Genomic DNA, 18,348 nt, shown 5'->3' on the forward strand with positions numbered 1-18,348 from the left:
GCCACGGATGGGCAACGAAGAGAATGCGGACGGACTGCCGCGCGATGGAGTCTCCACCTACCCCGCCAGCGACAGGGACATGCAGCTGTATCGGGATGCCAGTGGGGCGCTCTCTCGCTTCCAGACCCCGGTGCTCCTGCATTCGGCCAGTGCGCATGAGCGGTTGTACGTCGCCGCTTTCGATGGCACAGGTAACGACAAATTCAAGGATCCGCTGCACGCCACGAATGTAGCGAAGATCGAAAACCAATTCGAAGAGCTGATCGATAGCGGGCGGGAAGACATCGGCGTCGGCTACATGCCCGGCCCTGGCACCGAGGATCACGCGGTCCGACGTGTCCTCGATGGAGCAATCGGTTTTACCCACGAAGCCCGCGTCGAGGCGATATACGCACAGTTCATTATGAAAGCGGCCGAATGGCTTCGCGAGGACCCGCAAGCAACGATTTGCCTCGCCGATATCGGCTTCAGCCGTGGGGCAGAAGAAGCCGCTAGCTTCGCACGCCTGGTACACGAGCGCGGCATCCAAGATCCTCGCGGTGCGATCTACACCTATGATTCCCACGGCAATATCACCCACGTGGATTACACCGAGCCACCGTTGGTGGAGCCCGGCAAGGTAGCCCAGGTCGTAGGCCTATTCGATCCGGTCGGTACGGGTGCTCCCGTCAACGACTATGACCGGCGGCTACCGCCATCGGTGATCTCGGGGGTGCAGATCTTTTCAAAGGATGAGCACCGCGGGCTGTTCAAGTCCGACCACATCATCGATCCGGGCGTTACACCGGATGGTCGCTTCCTTGGCGTGCTGGTGCCGGGCGCGCATTCGGACGTGGGCGGCGGCTACCTGCGCAATGGCTTGAGCATCCGCAGCGGCAACCTGATGGTCGACTACCTCAACGCGCTGAGCGACCATCCCTTGCTCCAGAAGTCGCCCGAGCCCACCGACCCACGCCTCAACGTGGTCCATCGCTCCACCGAGGGTTTGCTGCTTTACCGGGTGTGGGACAAGGTCGACCGGCTCGAGCCGGAGGGCTACAACACGCTGGAAGCGCCCCGGCACCGCCATCACGGCTATCGCGTGGCGGGCGATCCGTACAACGCCGAGCCTCGGGACGAGGCCCTGAGCGGCCGGTTCGATTTTCGCGCCGTGGCGATCAGTCCCGTACCGGGCGCCGGGCGAGAGGCTGTCCAGGAATCGGCCAAAACTCCCGCTACCGACCCGGTCGATGCCATGGTCGAGCGTCTTTACCAGGCCGCACTCACGCAGGATGACCGCGCAATGGATGCCGTGGCGGGCGACTACCTGCTGTCGCCGCAGGGAACGGCCTGGTGGCGCGAGATCCAGCAATACAGCCAGGCGATGCAGGTGCCGGAGCCTGCGCTCGCCTATCAGGGGCAACCACCGGAGCCGGCCATGGCGAACGCCATGCAGCGCTGATCCAACACGAGGACATGCCATGGACGGCGGCAACATCGACGACGTGAAGCAGATGCTGGTCAAGCTCGCGGTCATCGCCGAGCAGCTCGATACGCGAAGCCGCGGTGCCTTGCAGCGCATCGACGCCAGCGCGACCGCGCTCGATCGCAGCGCGCAGCGCTGGACCGAAGGCGGGGACGACTTTTCCCGCAGAATGCTGGAAACACTTGGCGCACAGGCACGCGACAGCATGGCAGGCGCGACCCGCCAGGCGCTGGCCCCGCTGGACGCGCAACTGCGGCAGGGCGCGGAAGCGGCGAAGTGGGCCGCCGATGCCCTGGCCGAACAACGCAAGCTGCTCGGCCGGGCCCAGCAGTCGCTGGTTCGCCGGGGGCTGCTCGCGCTGCTGGTGGGAGCGGTGCTGGCGGCAGGCGGCAGTGGCTACCTGGCGTGGCGAAACCTGCGCGCCGCCGCCCTGGGCGACGATGTACTGCACGCGGTGCATTCGGGCGCGATCGTGCGCTGTCCCGACAGCCAGGCGCTGTGCGTCAGGATCGGCGCCAGCCCGCGCCGCAGCGGCCCCCGGGGCGAATACCTCCTCGTCCAGCCGTAGCCTCGCCTCTCTCTGGCAGTTTCGTCTCCTGCCCCCGGGGAAGAAGGCAGGAGAGAGGCCCGCGCTCGCTGGACTCACTGTACTGCGCTCTCCCGCGAGGGCTCCTCCCCCCCGTCGAGATTTGGCAGTGCGGCGAAGCTCGCCGGAAACCCGCTACGCTGCGCGCTTACGGCCAGCCCCGGCCACAGGGAGGAATTGCCACCCGGCGCAGCGCGCAAACAAGCGAGAACGCCCCAACGCAGACCCCTCCGGATCCGTTGCTGACCGGGCTGCTCCGCGCCGACTCATCCCGGTTGGACGCCAAAGCCGCGCAGCAGCCGCGCCGTCTCGAACAGCGGCAGTCCCATCACCCCGGAGTAGCTTCCCTCCAGGTGTTCAACCAGCGCAGCACCGCGCCCCTGGATCGCATAGCCGCCCGCCTTGCCGAAAGGCTCGCCGGTCGCGACATAGGCGTCGATCGTGGCGGCGTCCAATCGCGCAAAGCGCACGCTGGAGACGCATACCGCGCATTCCTCCTGTCGCGCGTCCACTGCCCATACTGCGGAAATCACCGCGTGGATACGGCCGGACAGGCGTCGCAACATGGCGCCCGCCTGCGCCGCGTCGGCCGGCTTGCCGAACACCTCGCCGTCCAGCACCACCTCAGTGTCCGAGCCGATCACCAGCGCATCCGCGGCATCGGCCACAAGGGCGAGTCCGGCCCGCGCCTTGTCCCGGGCGACCCGGCTGACATACGCCTGCGGCGACTCGTCCTGGGCGCGTACCTCGGGCACCTCCACGTCCAGTGTCGTATAGGCCACGCCGAGCTGCCGCAGCAGCTCGCGGCGGCGGGGGGACTGCGAGGCGAGATAAAGCATGGCTTGTCGTTGCGAGCGAAAGAACCAGCATAACGGCATCCGCGTTCCAGCCTGCCGCGACGCAGTCCGCATTGCCGGCCAGCCCGCGATATGCAGTGCGTTGCCGGCTCCCATAAGCCGGCCATCTGCAAACCCCGGATGCGCGCTGAGCGACCTGAACATGGATCCGGGCCGAGGCGGTCGTGCAACGCCTGCGACAGCGCGTGAAAGCACTGCAGGTGCGCCATATCAACGCGGCCCACGGCGTAGTCACGATCAGCGCCGGCCTCGCGGTGGTGGCTGCCGGCACCTCGCGGGCGAGCGAAGGCTGCTGCGCGCTGCCGACGAGGCACTGTTCTCGGCCAAGCGCGGCGGTCGAAACCAGATCCGCCGCGCCGCGGGTCCCGCGCCAGCGGTCAAAGCCGGAGCGTGTACTCGCAGAACTGGCGGTCGCGCTCCCAGCCCAGGGACTCGTAAAGCGCCTGCGCCGGCGCGTTGTCCAGCGCCGTCGACAGCGACAGGCTCGCCGCGCCCAGGGCACGCGCATGTGCCGCTGCTTCGCGCAGCAACGCCGCCGCCACGCCCTGCCGGCGTGCCTGCGGCGACACGAACATGTCGTTGAGCAGATAGGTGCGCACCATCCGCACCGAGGAGAACAGCGGATAGAGCTGGGTGAACCCTAGCCCCGCTCCTTCGGCATCCAACGCCAGCAGGATCACCGACTCGTGATGCGCGAAGCGCGCCCGCAGGAAGGCGCGTGCGCCTTCCGGATCCGACGGCCGGCCGTAGAACTGCCGGTAGCCGTCGAACAGCGGTACCAGCGTGTCGAGGTCATGGACGGTGGCCTGGCGAACCTGGACGGACATGGCAGCTCCGAGGGAAAGTGCAAGACGCGACCGTATCGGCCTGGCCGCGGCGGCACAAGGCACTTCCCGTTACCCACGCATTCACGGCCCCTAGAGCGGGCGTTGCCGACCGCTTGGCTAGCGTCGGATACCCGCCTGAAGCCGGACCCGCCCATGAAGCTGCCTTCCCTACCGCCCTTCCTCGCATGCGGCTTGCTCTCCCTCGCCCTGGCCGCCCTGGCCCTGCCGGCGTTCGCCACCGATACGCCCACGCTGGACAAGCAGGAACAGGCTTTCGTCGCCAAGGCCACCGCTGACAACTCGATGCAGATCGAACTGGCGAAAGTCGCGCGCGACCGCTCCTCCTCGGCACAGGTGCGCGAGCTTGCCAGCCACATCATCGACGACCACAGGGCGCTGAACCGCAAGTTCACCGCTTTCTCGGTGGCGAAAAAGGCGCACGGCCAGGCCCACGGCACGCCTGCAGAGGACGTCACCGAGGACAAGCTGCGCCTGCAGCAGTTGAAGGGCGAGGCCCTGGACCAGGCGTTCGCCGGGATGATGGTCGCGGAGCACCAGAAGATCATTCCGCTCTACGAGCGCGCCGCGAACGACGGCCACGACCCGCAGTTGCGGCAGATCGCCGAGGAAGGCCTGCCGATGCTGCGCGACCACCTGCAGCGTGCGCGTGCCATTACCGCGAAATGACGAGCACCCCGTAGGAGCGCACCTGTGCGCGACCGCCATCCGCAAGCGGCGCAATGGCCATCACCGCGCCTGGCTTGGCACCCGCGCCTGGGTCCGCCTGCCGGTCGCGCCCACGGGCGCGTCTACGGGTCAGGCACCCGGGTCCGCGTTACGCATTGTCCGCCAGCACGAACTTCGCCGCCATCTCGCCGATCATCGCCGACGGCGCCTCGGTATTGCCGCTGACCAGCGTGGGCATGATCGACGCATCGGCCACGCGCAGGCCCTGGACGCCACGCACGCGCAATTGTGGATCGAGCACCGCACCCGCGTCGGCGCCCATGCGGCAGGTGCCGACCGGGTGGTAGATGGTGTCGGCGTGTGCACGGATCAGCGCGCGCAATTCCTCGTCGTCCTCGCTGCCCGTGCCGTAAAGCGGCCGCGCAGCGTAGGCCGCGAGCGCCGGCGCGGCGAGGATGCGCCGGACGATGCGTGCGCCCTCGACCAGCAGTTCCATGTCCCCCGGCGCGGACAGGAAGTTCGGATCGATCAACGGGGCCGTGGCGACGTCCGCGCGCTCCAGGCGCACGCGTCCGCGGCTGGCCGGTCGCAGCACGCACACGTGCAAGGCCATGCCGGTGGACAGGTGCATGCGGCGGTTGTGGTCGTCCACCATGCCGATGCAGAAGTGCAGTTGGAGATCAGGCCGATCGACATCCGGGCGGCTGCGCAGGAAGCCGCCCGCCTCCGCCGCGTTGCTGGTCAGCATGCCCTCGCCGTGGCGGCGATAGGCCCCGGCACTGGCAGCCATGCGCGCCAGGGACGCCGGATTCATGCCGAACAGACCCTCGGCGCGTACCCGCAGGTTGGCGGTGTAGTCGATGTGATCCTGCAGGTGATCGCCCACGTCCGGTGCGTCACGAAGCACCTCGATGCCGAGCTCGCGCAGGTGCGCGGCCGGGCCGATGCCGGACAGCATCAGCAGTTGCGGCGAGCCGATCGCCCCGGCACAGACGACCACCTCGCGCCGCGCCAGCAGTTGCCGAGCACCAACCAGCACGCCGCTCGCGCGATGGCCATCGAACAGGATGCGCTGCACCGGGCGCCCGGCCAGCACGCGCAGATTCGGCCGCGCCCTGCCGTCGCCCAGGTACGCACGCCCCGCATCGACCCTGCGTCCGTCGCGCTGGTACACCTGATAGAGGCCCACGCCCTCCTGGCGCGGCCCGTTGAAGTCGTCGTTGCGCGGGTAGCCGCACTGCACCGCCGCCTCCACGAACGCGCGGCTCATGGGGCTGGGCGAGCGCAGGTCGCTGACCGGCAGCGGCCCGCCGATGCCGTGCCAGTCATCGGCGCCGCGCTGGTTGTCCTCGATGCCGCGGAACACCGGCAGCACGTCGCGCCAGCTCCAGCCGGTGCAGCCGAGCGCGGCCCATCCGTCGTAGTCCTCAGGCTGGCCGCGGGTGCAGATCATCGCGTTGATCAGGCTGCTGCCGCCGACGCCACGCCCACGCGGCACGTAGCCGCGGCGTCCGCCCAGGTGCACCTGCGGCACCGTCTGATAGGCGTAGTTGTGCCGGCTGCGGAACGGCACCAGCGCGGCGATGCCCATCGGTACGCGGCTGAGCCACGAGGGCGTGGACGGCCCGGTCTCGACCAGGCACACGGTCGGCCGTCCCGGCGCGTCGGCCAGCCGCGCGGCCACCGCACAGCCGGCCGGGCCGGCGCCAACCACGATGAAATCCGCGCCCTCCCCGTCGATCACGTTCAATGTCCCGAGGTCGGCTGCTTGGGCTTGAGCGCGTTCTGCAGCAGGTTGTTGAGCACGTCCTTGCCGCTGTCGGCCGGCGGCTTCGCGGCGGGCTGGGTGCCGTTGCCGCGCGTGCCCGCTTCCAGCAGGCCGACCGCCGCCTTCGGGTCGAGCTTGAAGCTGGGCGCGCTGGCGGTGCCGCCGACACGCACGCCCACGCCGTTGGTGCTCATGCCCTTGATCAGGCCACCGAGCGCGCCGCCGGCCTTCGATCCGCCCAGCAGGCCGGCGAGGCCCTGACCGCCCTGGCCCGCGCCGGTGATGCCTTCATCGAGCTTGACCAGCATGCGGAAATCGAGCGCGCCATCGGCGGCCATGCGGCCTTTGCCGGTGAAGCTGCCGAGCTGCGCGATCTGCGCCTTGGCCGGGTCCGCGTCGATGCCCCTGGGCGAGATGGTCAGCATCGCTTCGGCGTGCCGGATCACCGTGTCCTTCGGCGCCTTGACGCCGGCCAGCGCCAGCGCGCCGCCGAGCTTGTCGCCCAGGCTGTAGCCGGCCAGCCGCGTGCCATCGAGCGAGACCGGCCCGTGGATGACCAGCGCATCGAGCGGCCCGCGCACGGTCAGATCCATGCTGGCGGTGCCACCGGCCAGCCGCGAGTCCTTGGGCAGGATCACGCCGAATACCGGTAGCAGCGGCTGCAGGTCGTCGATCGGCTGGCGCTGGCCCTTCACCTTGAGGTCCATGCGCATCACCGCGGGGCGATTGTCGAAGCTGCCGCCGATGGACAACTGCGCCGCGCCGGCGTGCAGCACCGTGTTGGCGATGCGACCGGTGCCCGCGTTCAATGGGTAGTCCGCCTGATAATCGATGCGCAACGGCTGCGGCGAGGGCGAGCCGGATGCTACCAGTTGCAGCTTGCGCGCATCGATGCGGCCCTTCGAGCGCAGCACGCCCTTGGCCGAGGCGATCTGCGTGTCCAGGTCGAGCACGCCGCCGACGCCGCTGTCGCGCGCCATCAACCCGGCGCCGACCAGGTCCAGGTCGTGCATCACCAGATGCGCGTCGACCGGCGTCAGCACGGCGTTGCCCGCCCGCCAGAGACCGAGCTGTCCGTCCAGCGCCAGCGTACCGCCGCCAGCGATGCCGGCCTTGAGCTCGAACGGAAAGGCCGCCTGCGTGCCGACGTGATCCGCGCTCAGCTGCACGTGGTCGTAGACCTTGCGGTCGCCGGCCATGCGAGTGAGTTCGATGCGGCCGTCGCTGATGCGCAGCCGGTCGACCGTGAGCCCTGTCGATGCCCCGCTCGCGCCGTGTTCCGTCGGCGCCGGGGCACCGCCGAGCCCAGCGAAATTCCAGTCGCCCTTGCGGTTCTGCAACAGGCGCACCACCGGTTTGTCGAGCGTCAGCGAGGTGACGTGCAGCTCGCGATGGACGAGCAAGGGCCACAGCTTCACGCCCAGGTCCAGCGAGCGCGCGCTGACGAACGGCTGCCTGCCGAACGCGGGGGCGTCGCCGATGCGGATCTGGTCCGCCTCCAGCGAGCCGGTCCACACCGACATGTGCAGCGTGCCGATGCTCACCTCGCGACCCAGGGCCTTGCCCAGCGAGGCCTGGATCTGCGGACGGAAGTGGTTGGCATCCACCAGCAGCAGCGCGGCAGCGCCCAGCACGACCAGGGCCAGCACGAGCACGATCAGACCGACCAGCAGGCGCTTCATGGCGCATCTCCCCCAGCAAGGTGCCCCGATACTAACCAAACCCCGCGCGTGCTCCGACCATCCGGCGACGCCGGCGTGACGCAGGCCACTTCCGCCCTGCGGTTGAACCGGCCCCGGCCGGGCCCACATCTTCGCCCCATGGGCTGCCTTCCGGTTCCGCTGTTCTTCCTGCTCGGTTTCGGCATCGGCTATGCCGTGGCCGGGACGCCGGGCGCGCTGTGGGGTGCAGGCGCCGGGCTGGTCGCGGGACTCGCCGGCATGGGCTGGATGATCCGCCTCATGCGCGGCCGTCGCTGAACGGGCCGCCGCGCGTGTGCTGGCCTTTACCTCCGGCGCGTAGTCGAATGACGGGCAGTCTCCAGCGGAGTTCCGGGTGATCAAGGACATCGACCGTCTCAATCGGCACCTCGATCGCTTCGAGCGCCGGTTGCCGCGCTGGATCGCCTCGCCCCTGCGCTGGCTGCGCGCACCGTCGTCGCGCTGGGTACGCATCCCGGTGGGCGTGCTGCTGATCGTGGCGGGATGCTTCAGTTTCCTGCCGCTGCTTGGCCTGTGGATGCTGCCGCTGGGCGTGCTGCTGCTGGCCCAGGACCTGCCGTTCCTGCGCCGCCCCACGCGCTGGTCGCTGATCGTGCTGGAGCGCCGGTGGCTGCGCTGGAAACGGCGGCGGCGCCAGGCCGGGCGGTCGTAGGGTGGGCTTCAGCCCACCGCAGTCCGCGGCAAGACCCCTGGTGGGCTGAAGCCCACCCTACATAACTTCGACGCGGCTTCAGTCGCCATTGGCGAGCGCTACGGCACCCTAGGCGAATGCGTAACCGAACGCCCTCCCGCCCCGTCGTCCTGCTTGCGCTGCTGGCCCTGGTCGCCGGCTGCGCGCGTCCGCAGGTGGAAGCGCCGCAGCGTCGCCCCGACGAGGTACGCGCGCAGATCGTGCGCCTGCTGCCCGGCGACACCGCCGACCGCGCCGGCTGGGCGACCGACATCTACGCCGCCTTCTCCGCGCTCGACATCGAGCCGACACCAACCAACCTGTGCGCCACCCTCGCCGTCGCCGCGCAGGAATCGAATTACCACGCCGAACCGGTGGTGCCTGGCCTCGGTTCCATCGCGCGCAAGGAAATCGACCGCCGCGCCGCCGCGCACCACGTGCCGCAGTTCCTGGTACGCGCCGCGCTGGCGCTGAAGTCCCCGGACGGCAAAAGCTACGGCGACCGTCTGGCCACCGTGCGAACCGAGCGCGAACTGAGCCGGCTCTACGAGGATTTCGTCGGCATGGTGCCGCTGGGCCGCCGCCTGCTGGGTGACGACAACCCCGTACACACCGGCGGCCCGATGCAGGTAAGCGTGGCCTTCGCCGAGGATTTCGCCGACGACCACACCTATCCGTACCCGGTCGATGGGACGATCCGCCATGAGGTGTTCAGCCGCCGCGGCGGCCTGTATTTCGGCATCGCCCACCTGCTCGCCTACCCTGCCGATTATCCGCAGATGCTCTACCGCTTCGCCGACTACAACGCCGGCTGGTACGCCAGCCGCAACGCGGCGTTCCAGAACGCGCTGAGTATCGCCAGCGGCATCCCGCTCGATTTCGACGGCGACCTCATCCGCTACGAAGGCGGTCTGGGCGCCACCGAGCGGGCCGCGCGCACGCTGGCCGCGCGGCTGGACCTGGAGCCGGGTGAAATCCACGACGCGCTGGCCGAAGGCGAAAGCCCCGACTTCGTGCGCACTGCCCTGTACACCCGCGTGTTCGAGCTGGCCCAGGCCAGCGCACGCAAGCCGCTGCCGCGCGCGATGCTGCCGCGCATCCGGCTGGAGAGCCCCAAGATCACGCGCAAGCTCACCACGGCCTGGTTCGCCAGGCGCGTCGATGGCCGCTACCAGCGTTGCCTGGCGCAGGCCTCGCGAGGCTGAGCCCGCCCCTGCACGGGTGGCCGACGCGCCGCGCGGTACAACGGGTCTTCCGCAACGGAGGAGACCCGACGATGGCCGACACCAAGAAGCCACCCCGCGACAGCGACGCGCGCCGCGAACTCGACCGCGACTACACCGGTCAGGCGAAGAACGCACGCGGCGACACGGTGGAGAACGAGCTGGACCAGGAAACCCATCGCCTGCAACGCGATTACGACAGCGACTCGCCAAAGAACCGCGATTGATCCCGCAGGGTGGGCTTCAGCCCACCGGCTCTTGCCGCAACGGGGCGGTGGGCTGAAGCCCACCCTACGCGCAAAGGCGTTACGACGCCTTCTTCTGCCCCGCCGGCTCCGCCGCGGGCGGCTCCCAGCCGAACACGCTGCGCCCGCCGTACTCGTGCGAGCGCTGCCGCTCCTCGGCGATGTACTGCTCCACCGAGGGCCCCCGGGCGTGCCGCTCCAGCCGGCGCGCCTGTTCGTCGAGCCGCTTGAGCGCGGCCAGTTGTTCCTCACGTCCGAGCCTGGCGTTCTCCACCGCGGACTTCAGCACGCCGATGGTGTGGTCGTAGACGCGCGTAGGCACCGGGAAGGGGTGGCGGTCCTTGCCGCCATGGGCGAGCGAGAAGCGCGCCGGATCGCTGAAGCGGCACGGCGCGCCATGCACCACTTCGGCGACCATGGCCAGCGCGCGCACGGTGCGTGCGCCCACCCCCGGCACCTGCAGCAGCTCGGTGAAGTCGCGCGGGCCGTTTTCCGCGGCGGCCGCCAGCGCGCCGTGCAGGCGGCGCGTGACGACGTCCGCGCCGCGCACGTCGTGGTGGTCGGGCATCACCAGGTGAGGCAGCAGGCCCAGTTGCAGCGGTGCATCGATCGGCGGCGCGGCCGGCGCCCTGCCTTCGATCCGGCTGAACTCCCGCGCCACCCCATCGGGCCCGAGCGTGCCGAGCAGTTCCAGCTGCGCCAGGCGCGAGGCCTGCGCGCGATGGTCGGCCAGGTTGACGATGCGCCCCTGCCCCGGCCCGTCGACCGCCGCGTGCGGATCGTCGACGAAGCTCTTCAGGTTTTCCGACAGCCAGTGGTAGCGCCGCGCCTGCCGGCGCTCGCCGTTCATGCCCTGCTGCACCACCACCCACTGGCCATCGTCGGTCACCACGAAGCCATGCAGGTAGAGGTCGAAACCGTCCTGCACCGCGGCGCTGTCCACCTTGGCCACCAGCCGGCTCGCGCCCGCCAGCGCGGCGCCGTCGAAGCCGACCTGCTCGCCGATCGCCACCAGCTCCCCGGGCGTGGCCCGCGAATGCTTGCCGCGCCCGCCGCAGACGTGGATACCCAGCTCGCCCGACAACGGCGCCAGGCCGCGCTTGAGCGCGCCGATCACGCTGGTGGTGATCCCCGAGGAATGCCAGTCCATGCCCATGACCGCGCCGAAGGACTGGAACCAGAACGGATGCGCCAGGCGGCGCAGGAACTCGTCGCGGCCGTACTCGCGCACGATCGCCTCGGCCATCAGCGCGCCGAGCCGGGTCATCCGGTCCGCCAGCCAGCGCGGCACGCGACCGCCATGCAGCGGCAGGTCGGCGCTTCCGGATCGTCGGGTCATGCGGGCGGGGCTCCAGAGCGGTCGAGCAGGGCGGGCTTGGGCCCGGCGTGGGCGGTGGGCTGACGCCCACCTGCTAAAAGGCCGTGCAGGCCCGGGACCGAGTATCGCAAACGGGCGTCTCACCGGATGAACCTCCGCCAGCCGGTACCGCGCAGCCGGATGGACCGCGTGCGCACCCCCTCGCTAAGCTGGCGCGATGCCCGCGACCGACCTGCCCATGACCACCTCCGACCGCGCCGCCGCCCGCCTGGCCTGGGCCCGCGCCACGCTGCACGACGACACGCTGACCCTGGCGCCGGCCTCGTCCGATGCCAGCTTCCGCAGCTACTGGCGGCCACTGCAGGAGGACGGCTGGATCGTCATGGATTCCCCGCCCGCGCTGGAGGATCCCGCACCGTGGGTCGCCATCGGGGCACGCCTGCGCGACGCCGGGCTGCGCGCTCCGGTCGTGCTGGCGCAGGACCCGGCACAGGGCTTCCTGCTCATCGAGGACCTTGGCCGGGAGGACTATCTCTCCGGCCTCGACGAGCACACGGCCGATGCGCTCTACGGCAAGGCGATGGACGCCCTGTTGCGCATCCAGACCCATGTCGACGGCTCGGACCTTCCGCCCTACAACCACGCCTTCCTGCAGCGCGAACTCGAACTGATGCCCGAGTGGTTCCTGCAGCGCCACCTGGGCTACACGCCCGAGTGCGAGGAGTGGGACGTGATCGAGCAGGCCTTCACCGTGCTGTTGCACAACGCCGCCGAGCAGCCGCGCGTGTTCGTGCACCGCGACTTCCACAGCCGCAACCTGATGCGGACGGAGGACACGCCGGTCGGCCCGCACCGCAAGCTCTGCCTGACGCCCTTCCTCGAGGCCGGCCCGCGCGCGGAACGAACCGATCCGGATGCCCGGCCGTTCCTGCGCAGCCCCGGTATCATCGATTTCCAGGGCGCGCTGCACGGCCCGCTGGCGTACGACCTGGCCTCGCTGCTGCGCGACTGCTACATCGCCTGGGACGAGGCGCGCGTGACGCAATGGGTCGAGCAGTACCGCCAGCGGGCACAGCAGGCGGGCCTGCTCGATGTGTCGGTCGACCCGGCGCGCTTCCAGCGCTGGTTCGATCTGATCGGCCTGCAGCGCCACATCAAGGTGCTCGGAATCTTCTGCCGGCTCTGGTACCGCGACGGCAAGCGCGGCTATCTGGCCGACCTTCCGCGCGTGCTCGACTACGTGCTCACCGTGGCACGCCGCTATCCAGAGCTGGCCGACTTCGCCGCGCTGGTCGAGCGCCGCGTGGGTGGGCGCGACATCACCGCGCCGGCCGCCGCATGAGGCACGCGCTGATCTTCGCCGCGGGCCTGGGCGAGCGCATGCGCCCGCTCACCGAGCACACGCCCAAGCCGCTGCTCGAAGCGGGCGGCAAGCCCCTGGTCGCCTGGCATCTGGAGAAACTCGCCGCCGCCGGCGTGCACTACGTGGTGATCAATACCTCGCACCTGGCCGGGCAGTTTCCCGAGGCACTCGGCGACGGCAGCCGCTGGGGCCTGCGCATCCGCTATGCGTACGAAGGCCCGACGCCGCTGGAAACCGGCGGCGGCATGCTCAACGCACTGTCCCTGCTGGGCGATTCGCCGTTCATCGCGGTCAACGGTGACATCCACAGTGACGTCGACTACGCCTCGCTGCCGGTCGAGCCGCAGGGCCTGGCGCACCTGGTGATGGTCGACAACCCGGCCCACCACCCGGGCGGCGACTTCGGCCTGGACGCCCAGGAAGTCCTGCATGCTGAAGCCCCGTCCCGGCTGACCTTCAGCGGCATCGGTGTCTACCGTCCGGCGCTGCTCCAGGACTGGCGCCAGGCGATCGGCGATGCGCCCGGCGCGGAAGCCACGCCGCCGCGCTTCAAGCTCGCGCCGCTGCTGCGCCGCGCGATGGCCGACGGCCTCGTGCATGGCACGCACCACCGCGGCGCCTGGACCGACGTCGGGACGCCCGCGCGCCTTGCCGAACTCGACGGGCGACTGCGCAGATAGCAGACGGTCACTTCCCGGTACAACGGCAACACCGCGAGAGTCCCGGCACTGCCGGCAGGCGTGCGCCTGACCGGGTCGCCGCGGCGATGACGCGGCCTGCATCGGGGCCGCTCTATAGTTCAAGCAACGGGTCGACACCTTCCATGGACGAGAACGAACGCATGCGCCCCGATTCGCCAATGGCCCGACGGGTTCGCGAATACGACTGGGGCGCCACCGCGCTGGGCCCGCTGGATTGCTGGCCGCAGCCGCTGCGCACGGTGGTCGACCTGATGCTGTCGTCGAACCTGCCCATGGTGATGGCGTGGGGACCGGATGCACAGCTGATCTACAACGACGCCTACGCCGACTTCGCCGGCGGACGCGACCCCTACCTGCTCGGCACCAACGTGCTCGAAGCATGGCCGGAGGTGGCCGACTTCAACCGGCACGTGCTGGAGGTGACGCTGGCCGGGCAGCCGCTGTCGTACAAGGACCAGCGACTCGTGCTGTTCCGCAACGGCCACGCCGAGGACGTCTGGCTCGACCTCGACTACATCCCGCTGCGCGATGCCGAAGGCGTCCCCCGCGGCTTCCTCGCCACCGTGGTGGAAACCACCGCGCGGATCAACGCCGAGCGCGCCTACCACCGCGCCCGCGAACAGGTCGAACGGGCGCTCGATGCCGGCGCGGTCATCGGCACCTGGCTGTGGGACGTGCGCGCCAACCGGGCGACCGCCGACCGCCGCTTCGCGCGCACCTTCTCGATCGATCCGGAGCAGGCCGCCGCCGGCGTGCCGATCGAATTCTTCATGGAGCGCATCCACCCCCAGGATGTAGCGGAAGTGGAAGTGCGCTTCGGCGAGAGCATCCGCCACGGCACGCCCTACCGCTGCCAGTACCGCGTCCGCCAGCCGGACGGCGATTACCTGTGGGTCGAGGCCTCCGGCCGCTGCGAGCACGACGAGGACGGCAAGCCCACGTTTTTCCCCGGCCTGATGGTCGACGTGCAGGAGCGCAAGCTCGCCGAGCAGCAACAGCGCACGATGATCAACGAGCTCAACCACCGGGTGAAGAACACGCTGGCGATCGTGCAGTCGCTCGCGGTGCAATCCTTCACCGGCGCCGCCTCGGTGGAGAGCGCCGCCGAGGTGTTCAACGCGCGCCTGATCTCGCTGTCGCAAGCGCATGACGTGCTGACCCGCGAACACTGGCACAGCGCGCTGCTGGGCGACCTGGTCGAGCAGATGGTCCGCTCGCATGGGTTCCTCGCCAGCGAGCGCTTCGACATCGCGGGGCCGCGGGTGCGCCTGTCGCCGCAGAACGCGCTGTCGTTCGCCATCGCGCTGCACGAGCTGGCCACCAATGCGATCAAGTATGGCGCCCTGGGCGATCGCGGTGGTGGCGTGCGCATCCACTGGCGCCTGGCCGAGGCCAACGGCCGGCGCATCCTGCACCTGGACTGGATCGAGCATGACGGTCCGCCGGTGCGCCCGCCGGCCCGCAAGGGCTTCGGCACCCGCCTGATCGAGGGCAGCCTCAACCCGGCGCGCAACGGCGCGGTCAGCCTCGATTACCGCGAAAGCGGCCTGGCCTGCCACATCGCTGTGCCGTTGCCGGACGTGGACGAATAGGCACGGGCATCCGTCCACGCGGCAAGGGAACGCGGCTCCGCACGCCGCCGCGCCGGTCCACCGGCGTTCCTACAGGGCCGGCGTGAACCCGCCGCGGCGCGGCGCCAGCGAGCGCCCGACCGCGGCCAGCGCAAACAGGCGTGCGATGCGCATCCAGCCCACGGCAAGCACCGCCAGTTCGGCGAACAGCAATGCCAGCAGGAAGCCACCCAGCCCCACCGCCGGCGTATGCACGCGACCCACGCCGCAGGCCAGCGCGATCGCCGAGCCGATGGCGCCGATCAGCAGGTAACTGAGCAGCGTACCCAGCGGGCGGCGCAGCAGCTGCATGAAGCCGCGGCCCAACGCACGGGTCGCCGAGCGCAGGCCGGGATCGACGATGAACGCGGCGCGGGCCGATTCCACCGTCGCATGGGCCAGCACGAACAGTACCGCGAGCACCCACAGCGCGGTGTTCGTGTAACGGTCGGCGGCGCTCTGCAACATCGCGTGCTCGCCCGACTTGTGCGCGGCACCGATCGCCATCGCGCCCAGGCCGATGGCGATGGCGTAGGGCAGCAGCGACCACAGCATCAGGCGGAACATGCGGCCGTACTCGATCACGCCGGACTGCAGCAGCTGGCCGAAGCCCAGTGCACGGCCGGCGCGTCCGGTCGCCACCGTCATGCCGGTCAGGAACGGGCCGAGCAACAGCGCGAACACGGTCGCCAGCAGCAGCGAGCCGTGCAGTGCGGCCCCGCTGTCGCCCAGTTTGTCCACCACGTCGCCGAACGCCAGCCCGTCGAAGCGCTGGGCCCAGTCGGCCGCATGCACGGAGCGGTCGAGCAGGTCGGCCAGCGTGCGCCACACCGGCAGGGCGGCCAGCGCCGTGGGCAGCAGCAACAGCACCAGCCACAACAACAGGAGGCGCCACTGCAGGGCCGCCACGGGCGCGAGCATCACGGCGCCCACATCGGTACGTCGGGTCGAGGTCATCATCACAGCGACACCAGCAGGGAGTAGAAGGCCTGCACGAGGGCAGCGAAATCGGCGCTCCAGCGGCGCGAGGCGGCGCCGTCGGGTTCGACCGTGCGACTGTCGTTCAACTTGTCCGCGTCGAGATAGATCTTGCGCTGCGGGTCGAGCTCGGCCGACACCACCTTGGCCGGGCCGGTGAACTCGAAGCGCGCCCAGCGCCGGTCGTCGTTCCAGCGCAGCTCCTGGTGGCTGCCGTCGGCAAAAGTGACGCGCAGGGTCTGCGGCACCGGCGCGCCCTCGCGCACCACGCTCACCGTGCTGTGCCAGGGGAAGGGCCCGGTGCCCGGCTTGGCGTTCGGGTGTGCCTTTTTCCAGTCCTCGCGCTGCTTGTCGATCCGCTTGTCCTGCGCTGCGCTGTCACCGTCAGTGTGCTTGCCGTTGGCCACCGTACTGCCGGCCGGGGGCAACACTTCCTCGCTGTCGATGTTGGCCACGCGGTCGTCGATGTGCGCGGTACCGTAGACGTACTGGTCGAACACCTCGTTGACGTTCTTCGCATCATCCGACACGTCGATCAGCGTCGCGCGCAGGTCGGCGGCCGAGGGATGACGGAAGTGCCAGCGCTTGTAGTACTCGCGGAAGGCGCGCTCGGTGACGTCCTTGCCCAGCCGCTCTTCCAGGTCGTGCATCGCCGTGGCGGTGCGCGAGTAGACGGTTCCGTAGCTGCCGCTGGAGAGCCGGTCCCAGGCGTTTTCCCCGAGTGGGTCATAGGGCTGCTTGAGGCCCGCCGCCGCCCGTTCCATCGCGAATCCGCTGATCGAGGGCGCGAAGCCCAGCCGCCTGAGACCTTCGGTGGTGATGTCGATGTCCTGGCCCCGCGCGCGCAGCATGCGCTGGTCCCAATACTCATTGAGGCCCTCGTCGAGCATCGGCTCCTCGAATTCGTTCGAGGCGAGCAGGCCGTAGAAATAACCGTGGCCGAACTCGTGGATGGTCACGAAGTCGATCGCGTACTGGGTGGCGGTGCCGGGCGTGACCTCGTCATAGCCTTCGGCAGTGAAGAAGGTCGGGTACTCCATGCCGCCGGCTTCGCCCGCGTTGTACGGCGGCACCACCGCGGTGAGCGTACGGTAGGGATAGGCACCGAGCGTGTCAGAGAAATACGTCAGCGAATCGGTGCTCGCCTTGAGCACCGGCTGCGCGCTGGCGGCGTACTCGGGCGGATAGAGCACGCGCACGGCGACCTTCGGGCTGCCCGGGCCCTGCCAGCTGCCATCGAGCACCTTGTAGCCCTTGGCCGCCACCCAGGCGAAGTCGTGCACATCGCCCTGCACGTAGTGGTAGGTGGTCTTGCCGTTGGCGGTGACCGGCGCGCCCTGCTGCTCGCCCACCGCGCCCACGGTGTAGTCGCTGGGCACGGTCATGGTGACGTCGAAGCGGCCGAAGTCGGCGTAGAACTCGCTGTTGAAGTGGAACTCGTGCACGTTCCAGCGCACCTGCGTGGCGCCCCGCTCGCCCGGCAGCTCCAGCACGCCGATCTTCGGGAACCATTGCGCCACCAGGTTGAAGTCGCCCCACCAGCCGGTGCGCTCGACCACGCGCGGCAACTGGCTGAGGAAGTCGATGTCCAGCGTCAGCGTGCCGCCAGCGGGCACCGGCTGGGCGAGGTCGATGCGTGCCACGGTCTGGTCGGTCTTCGGACCGCCATCCGGATGGACGAACGTCCACTTGAGCGCGGCACCGTTCTGGGTGACCTGCTTGAGGTCGATCCAGCCCCACTGCCCCTTCTCCAGTTTCGCCGCGCCGCGCGAGCCGCTGTGCGCGGTGAGGATCTCGCGTTCGGTGAAGAAGGTGCTGCCCTCGTTCTGGAAGGCATTGAGGTATAGGTGCACGTAGATGCTGCGGACTTCGCGGTCACTGCGGTTGCGCCAGGTCAGCTGTTCCTTGCCGCTCACCGCGTGCCTGGCCGCGTCCAGCGCGGCATCGATGCGGTAGTCGACCACGCGGTCGGACAGCGTCGGCTCGTTGCCGGTGCGCGGACCACCCCAGGCATCCGGCGCGCTGGGCACGTGCGGCGCCGAGGCGTTGGCCGGCGCCAAGGGAATCGGTGCGAGTACGGGCGCCGGTGCGGCCACGCTCGTCGCCGGTGCGGGCGCCGCGGGCTGGGCCTGGGCATGCAAGAGCGCCGGCATGGCGGTGGCGCTGCACAACGCGAGCGCGCCCAGCCATCCGGTTACGGTCGGTTTCATCTGACGATCCCCCTGTCTGGCGGGCCTTCGCCCACCGCGATCCAAGACGCTGGCGGCCATCCCCGAAAGCGCCACCGCAGGCGCGCAGCGTGCGGCATCCGCTGACAGGGGCACATAGG

General features: G+C 69.8%; 17 protein-coding genes. 10 read left to right on the plus strand and 7 right to left on the minus strand.

The features are described from left to right. Positions 1-7 precede the first annotated feature (7 nt). Positions 8-1,441, plus strand: a complete 1,434-nt coding sequence (locus tag ACFWZU_RS09815; RefSeq protein ID WP_439701326.1) for a phospholipase effector Tle1 domain-containing protein — start codon at positions 8-10, stop codon at positions 1,439-1,441. Between the two features lie 19 nt (positions 1,442-1,460). Next, positions 1,461-2,033, plus strand: coding sequence for a hypothetical protein (locus ACFWZU_RS09820; protein WP_439701327.1), 573 nt, complete (start codon positions 1,461-1,463; stop codon positions 2,031-2,033). Between the two features lie 284 nt (positions 2,034-2,317). On the opposite strand, the gene ACFWZU_RS09825 is transcribed toward ACFWZU_RS09820, so the two are convergent. Then, positions 2,318-2,890, minus strand: a complete 573-nt coding sequence (locus ACFWZU_RS09825) for a Maf family protein (RefSeq protein ID WP_439701328.1) — start codon at positions 2,888-2,890, stop codon at positions 2,318-2,320. Between the two features lie 395 nt (positions 2,891-3,285). After that, a complete protein-coding gene (locus ACFWZU_RS09830; RefSeq protein WP_439701329.1) occupies positions 3,286-3,735 on the minus strand; it encodes a GNAT family N-acetyltransferase in 450 nt (149 codons plus the stop codon). A 153-nt stretch (positions 3,736-3,888) separates the two neighbouring features. Between ACFWZU_RS09830 and ACFWZU_RS09835 the strand changes: the two genes are divergently transcribed. Continuing rightward, on the plus strand, positions 3,889-4,422 hold the full coding sequence (locus tag ACFWZU_RS09835; RefSeq protein ID WP_439701330.1) for a DUF4142 domain-containing protein: 534 nt from the start codon (positions 3,889-3,891) through the stop codon (positions 4,420-4,422). Between the two features lie 148 nt (positions 4,423-4,570). On the opposite strand, the gene ACFWZU_RS09840 is transcribed toward ACFWZU_RS09835, so the two are convergent. Together ACFWZU_RS09840 and ACFWZU_RS09845 are read right to left on the minus strand one after the other, a co-directional pair. Further along, a complete protein-coding gene (locus ACFWZU_RS09840; protein WP_439701331.1) occupies positions 4,571-6,166 on the minus strand; it encodes a GMC family oxidoreductase in 1,596 nt (531 codons plus the stop codon). 2 nt (positions 6,167-6,168) lie between these two features. Continuing rightward, positions 6,169-7,872, minus strand: a complete 1,704-nt coding sequence (locus tag ACFWZU_RS09845; protein WP_439701332.1) for an AsmA family protein — start codon at positions 7,870-7,872, stop codon at positions 6,169-6,171. A 138-nt stretch (positions 7,873-8,010) separates the two neighbouring features. Between ACFWZU_RS09845 and ACFWZU_RS09850 the strand changes: the two genes are divergently transcribed. The 4 genes from ACFWZU_RS09850 (at position 8,011) to ACFWZU_RS09865 (ending at position 10,031) form a co-directional block, all read left to right on the plus strand. Further along, positions 8,011-8,169 (plus strand): hypothetical protein, encoded by a 159-nt coding sequence (locus ACFWZU_RS09850; protein ID WP_439701333.1) that lies wholly within the window; start codon positions 8,011-8,013, stop codon positions 8,167-8,169. A gap of 76 nt (positions 8,170-8,245) precedes the next feature. Next, positions 8,246-8,563 (plus strand): hypothetical protein, encoded by a 318-nt coding sequence (locus ACFWZU_RS09855; RefSeq protein WP_439701334.1) that lies wholly within the window; start codon positions 8,246-8,248, stop codon positions 8,561-8,563. Positions 8,564-8,679: 116 nt separating this feature from the next. Continuing rightward, entirely contained in the window at positions 8,680-9,786 is a 1,107-nt protein-coding gene (locus ACFWZU_RS09860) for a DUF1615 domain-containing protein (protein WP_439701335.1), read from the plus strand. A gap of 71 nt (positions 9,787-9,857) precedes the next feature. After that, positions 9,858-10,031, plus strand: a complete 174-nt coding sequence (locus ACFWZU_RS09865; RefSeq protein WP_439701336.1) for a hypothetical protein — start codon at positions 9,858-9,860, stop codon at positions 10,029-10,031. 79 nt (positions 10,032-10,110) lie between these two features. On the opposite strand, the gene ACFWZU_RS09870 is transcribed toward ACFWZU_RS09865, so the two are convergent. After that, positions 10,111-11,388, minus strand: a complete 1,278-nt coding sequence (locus ACFWZU_RS09870) for a DUF763 domain-containing protein (RefSeq protein WP_439701337.1) — start codon at positions 11,386-11,388, stop codon at positions 10,111-10,113. Between the two features lie 217 nt (positions 11,389-11,605). Between ACFWZU_RS09870 and ACFWZU_RS09875 the strand changes: the two genes are divergently transcribed. From ACFWZU_RS09875 to ACFWZU_RS09885, 3 genes are all read left to right on the plus strand, one after another. Next, complete coding sequence (locus ACFWZU_RS09875) at positions 11,606-12,709, plus strand: aminoglycoside phosphotransferase family protein (protein WP_439701338.1); 1,104 nt, start codon at positions 11,606-11,608, stop codon at positions 12,707-12,709. Beyond that, on the plus strand, positions 12,706-13,410 hold the full coding sequence (gene murU / locus ACFWZU_RS09880; protein WP_439701339.1) for an N-acetylmuramate alpha-1-phosphate uridylyltransferase MurU: 705 nt from the start codon (positions 12,706-12,708) through the stop codon (positions 13,408-13,410). The genes ACFWZU_RS09875 and murU overlap by 4 nt, the downstream gene beginning before the upstream one ends. 179 nt (positions 13,411-13,589) lie before the next feature. After that, the gene (locus ACFWZU_RS09885) at positions 13,590-15,023 is read left to right on the plus strand and encodes a sensor histidine kinase (RefSeq protein WP_439701340.1); all 1,434 of its coding nucleotides are present in this window, start codon (positions 13,590-13,592) and stop codon (positions 15,021-15,023) included. Positions 15,024-15,092: 69 nt separating this feature from the next. Here the strand turns inward: ACFWZU_RS09885 and ACFWZU_RS09890 are convergent, their stop codons facing one another. Both ACFWZU_RS09890 and ACFWZU_RS09895 read right to left on the minus strand, forming a co-directional pair. Next, a complete protein-coding gene (locus tag ACFWZU_RS09890; RefSeq protein WP_439701341.1) occupies positions 15,093-16,001 on the minus strand; it encodes a hypothetical protein in 909 nt (302 codons plus the stop codon). Beyond that, the gene (locus tag ACFWZU_RS09895) at positions 16,001-18,229 is read right to left on the minus strand and encodes a M1 family metallopeptidase (protein ID WP_439701342.1); all 2,229 of its coding nucleotides are present in this window, start codon (positions 18,227-18,229) and stop codon (positions 16,001-16,003) included. The genes ACFWZU_RS09890 and ACFWZU_RS09895 overlap by 1 nt, the downstream gene beginning before the upstream one ends. Between the last annotated feature and the right edge of the window lie 119 nt (positions 18,230-18,348).

It is taken from the genome of Frateuria sp. GZRR33 (assembly GCF_051900425.1).
Classification (GTDB): domain Bacteria; phylum Pseudomonadota; class Gammaproteobacteria; order Xanthomonadales; family Rhodanobacteraceae; genus Frateuria_A.

Coding starts and splice junctions, on each gene's coding strand:
- ACFWZU_RS09850 (WP_439701333.1), top strand. CDS start 8,011: ATGGGCTGCCTTCCGGTTCCGCTGTTCTTCCTGCTCGGTTTCGGCATC.
- ACFWZU_RS09860 (WP_439701335.1), top strand. CDS start 8,680: ATGCGTAACCGAACGCCCTCCCGCCCCGTCGTCCTGCTTGCGCTGCTG.
- ACFWZU_RS09845 (WP_439701332.1), bottom strand. CDS start 7,872: ATGAAGCGCCTGCTGGTCGGTCTGATCGTGCTCGTGCTGGCCCTGGTC.
- ACFWZU_RS09825 (WP_439701328.1), bottom strand. CDS start 2,890: ATGCTTTATCTCGCCTCGCAGTCCCCCCGCCGCCGCGAGCTGCTGCGG.
- ACFWZU_RS09875 (WP_439701338.1), top strand. CDS start 11,606: ATGACCACCTCCGACCGCGCCGCCGCCCGCCTGGCCTGGGCCCGCGCC.
- ACFWZU_RS09870 (WP_439701337.1), bottom strand. CDS start 11,388: ATGACCCGACGATCCGGAAGCGCCGACCTGCCGCTGCATGGCGGTCGC.
- ACFWZU_RS09820 (WP_439701327.1), top strand. CDS start 1,461: ATGGACGGCGGCAACATCGACGACGTGAAGCAGATGCTGGTCAAGCTC.
- murU (WP_439701339.1), top strand. CDS start 12,706: ATGAGGCACGCGCTGATCTTCGCCGCGGGCCTGGGCGAGCGCATGCGC.
- ACFWZU_RS09815 (WP_439701326.1), top strand. CDS start 8: ATGGGCAACGAAGAGAATGCGGACGGACTGCCGCGCGATGGAGTCTCC.
- ACFWZU_RS09830 (WP_439701329.1), bottom strand. CDS start 3,735: ATGTCCGTCCAGGTTCGCCAGGCCACCGTCCATGACCTCGACACGCTG.
- ACFWZU_RS09895 (WP_439701342.1), bottom strand. CDS start 18,229: ATGAAACCGACCGTAACCGGATGGCTGGGCGCGCTCGCGTTGTGCAGC.
- ACFWZU_RS09885 (WP_439701340.1), top strand. CDS start 13,590: ATGGCCCGACGGGTTCGCGAATACGACTGGGGCGCCACCGCGCTGGGC.
- ACFWZU_RS09835 (WP_439701330.1), top strand. CDS start 3,889: ATGAAGCTGCCTTCCCTACCGCCCTTCCTCGCATGCGGCTTGCTCTCC.
- ACFWZU_RS09890 (WP_439701341.1), bottom strand. CDS start 16,001: ATGATGACCTCGACCCGACGTACCGATGTGGGCGCCGTGATGCTCGCG.
- ACFWZU_RS09865 (WP_439701336.1), top strand. CDS start 9,858: ATGGCCGACACCAAGAAGCCACCCCGCGACAGCGACGCGCGCCGCGAA.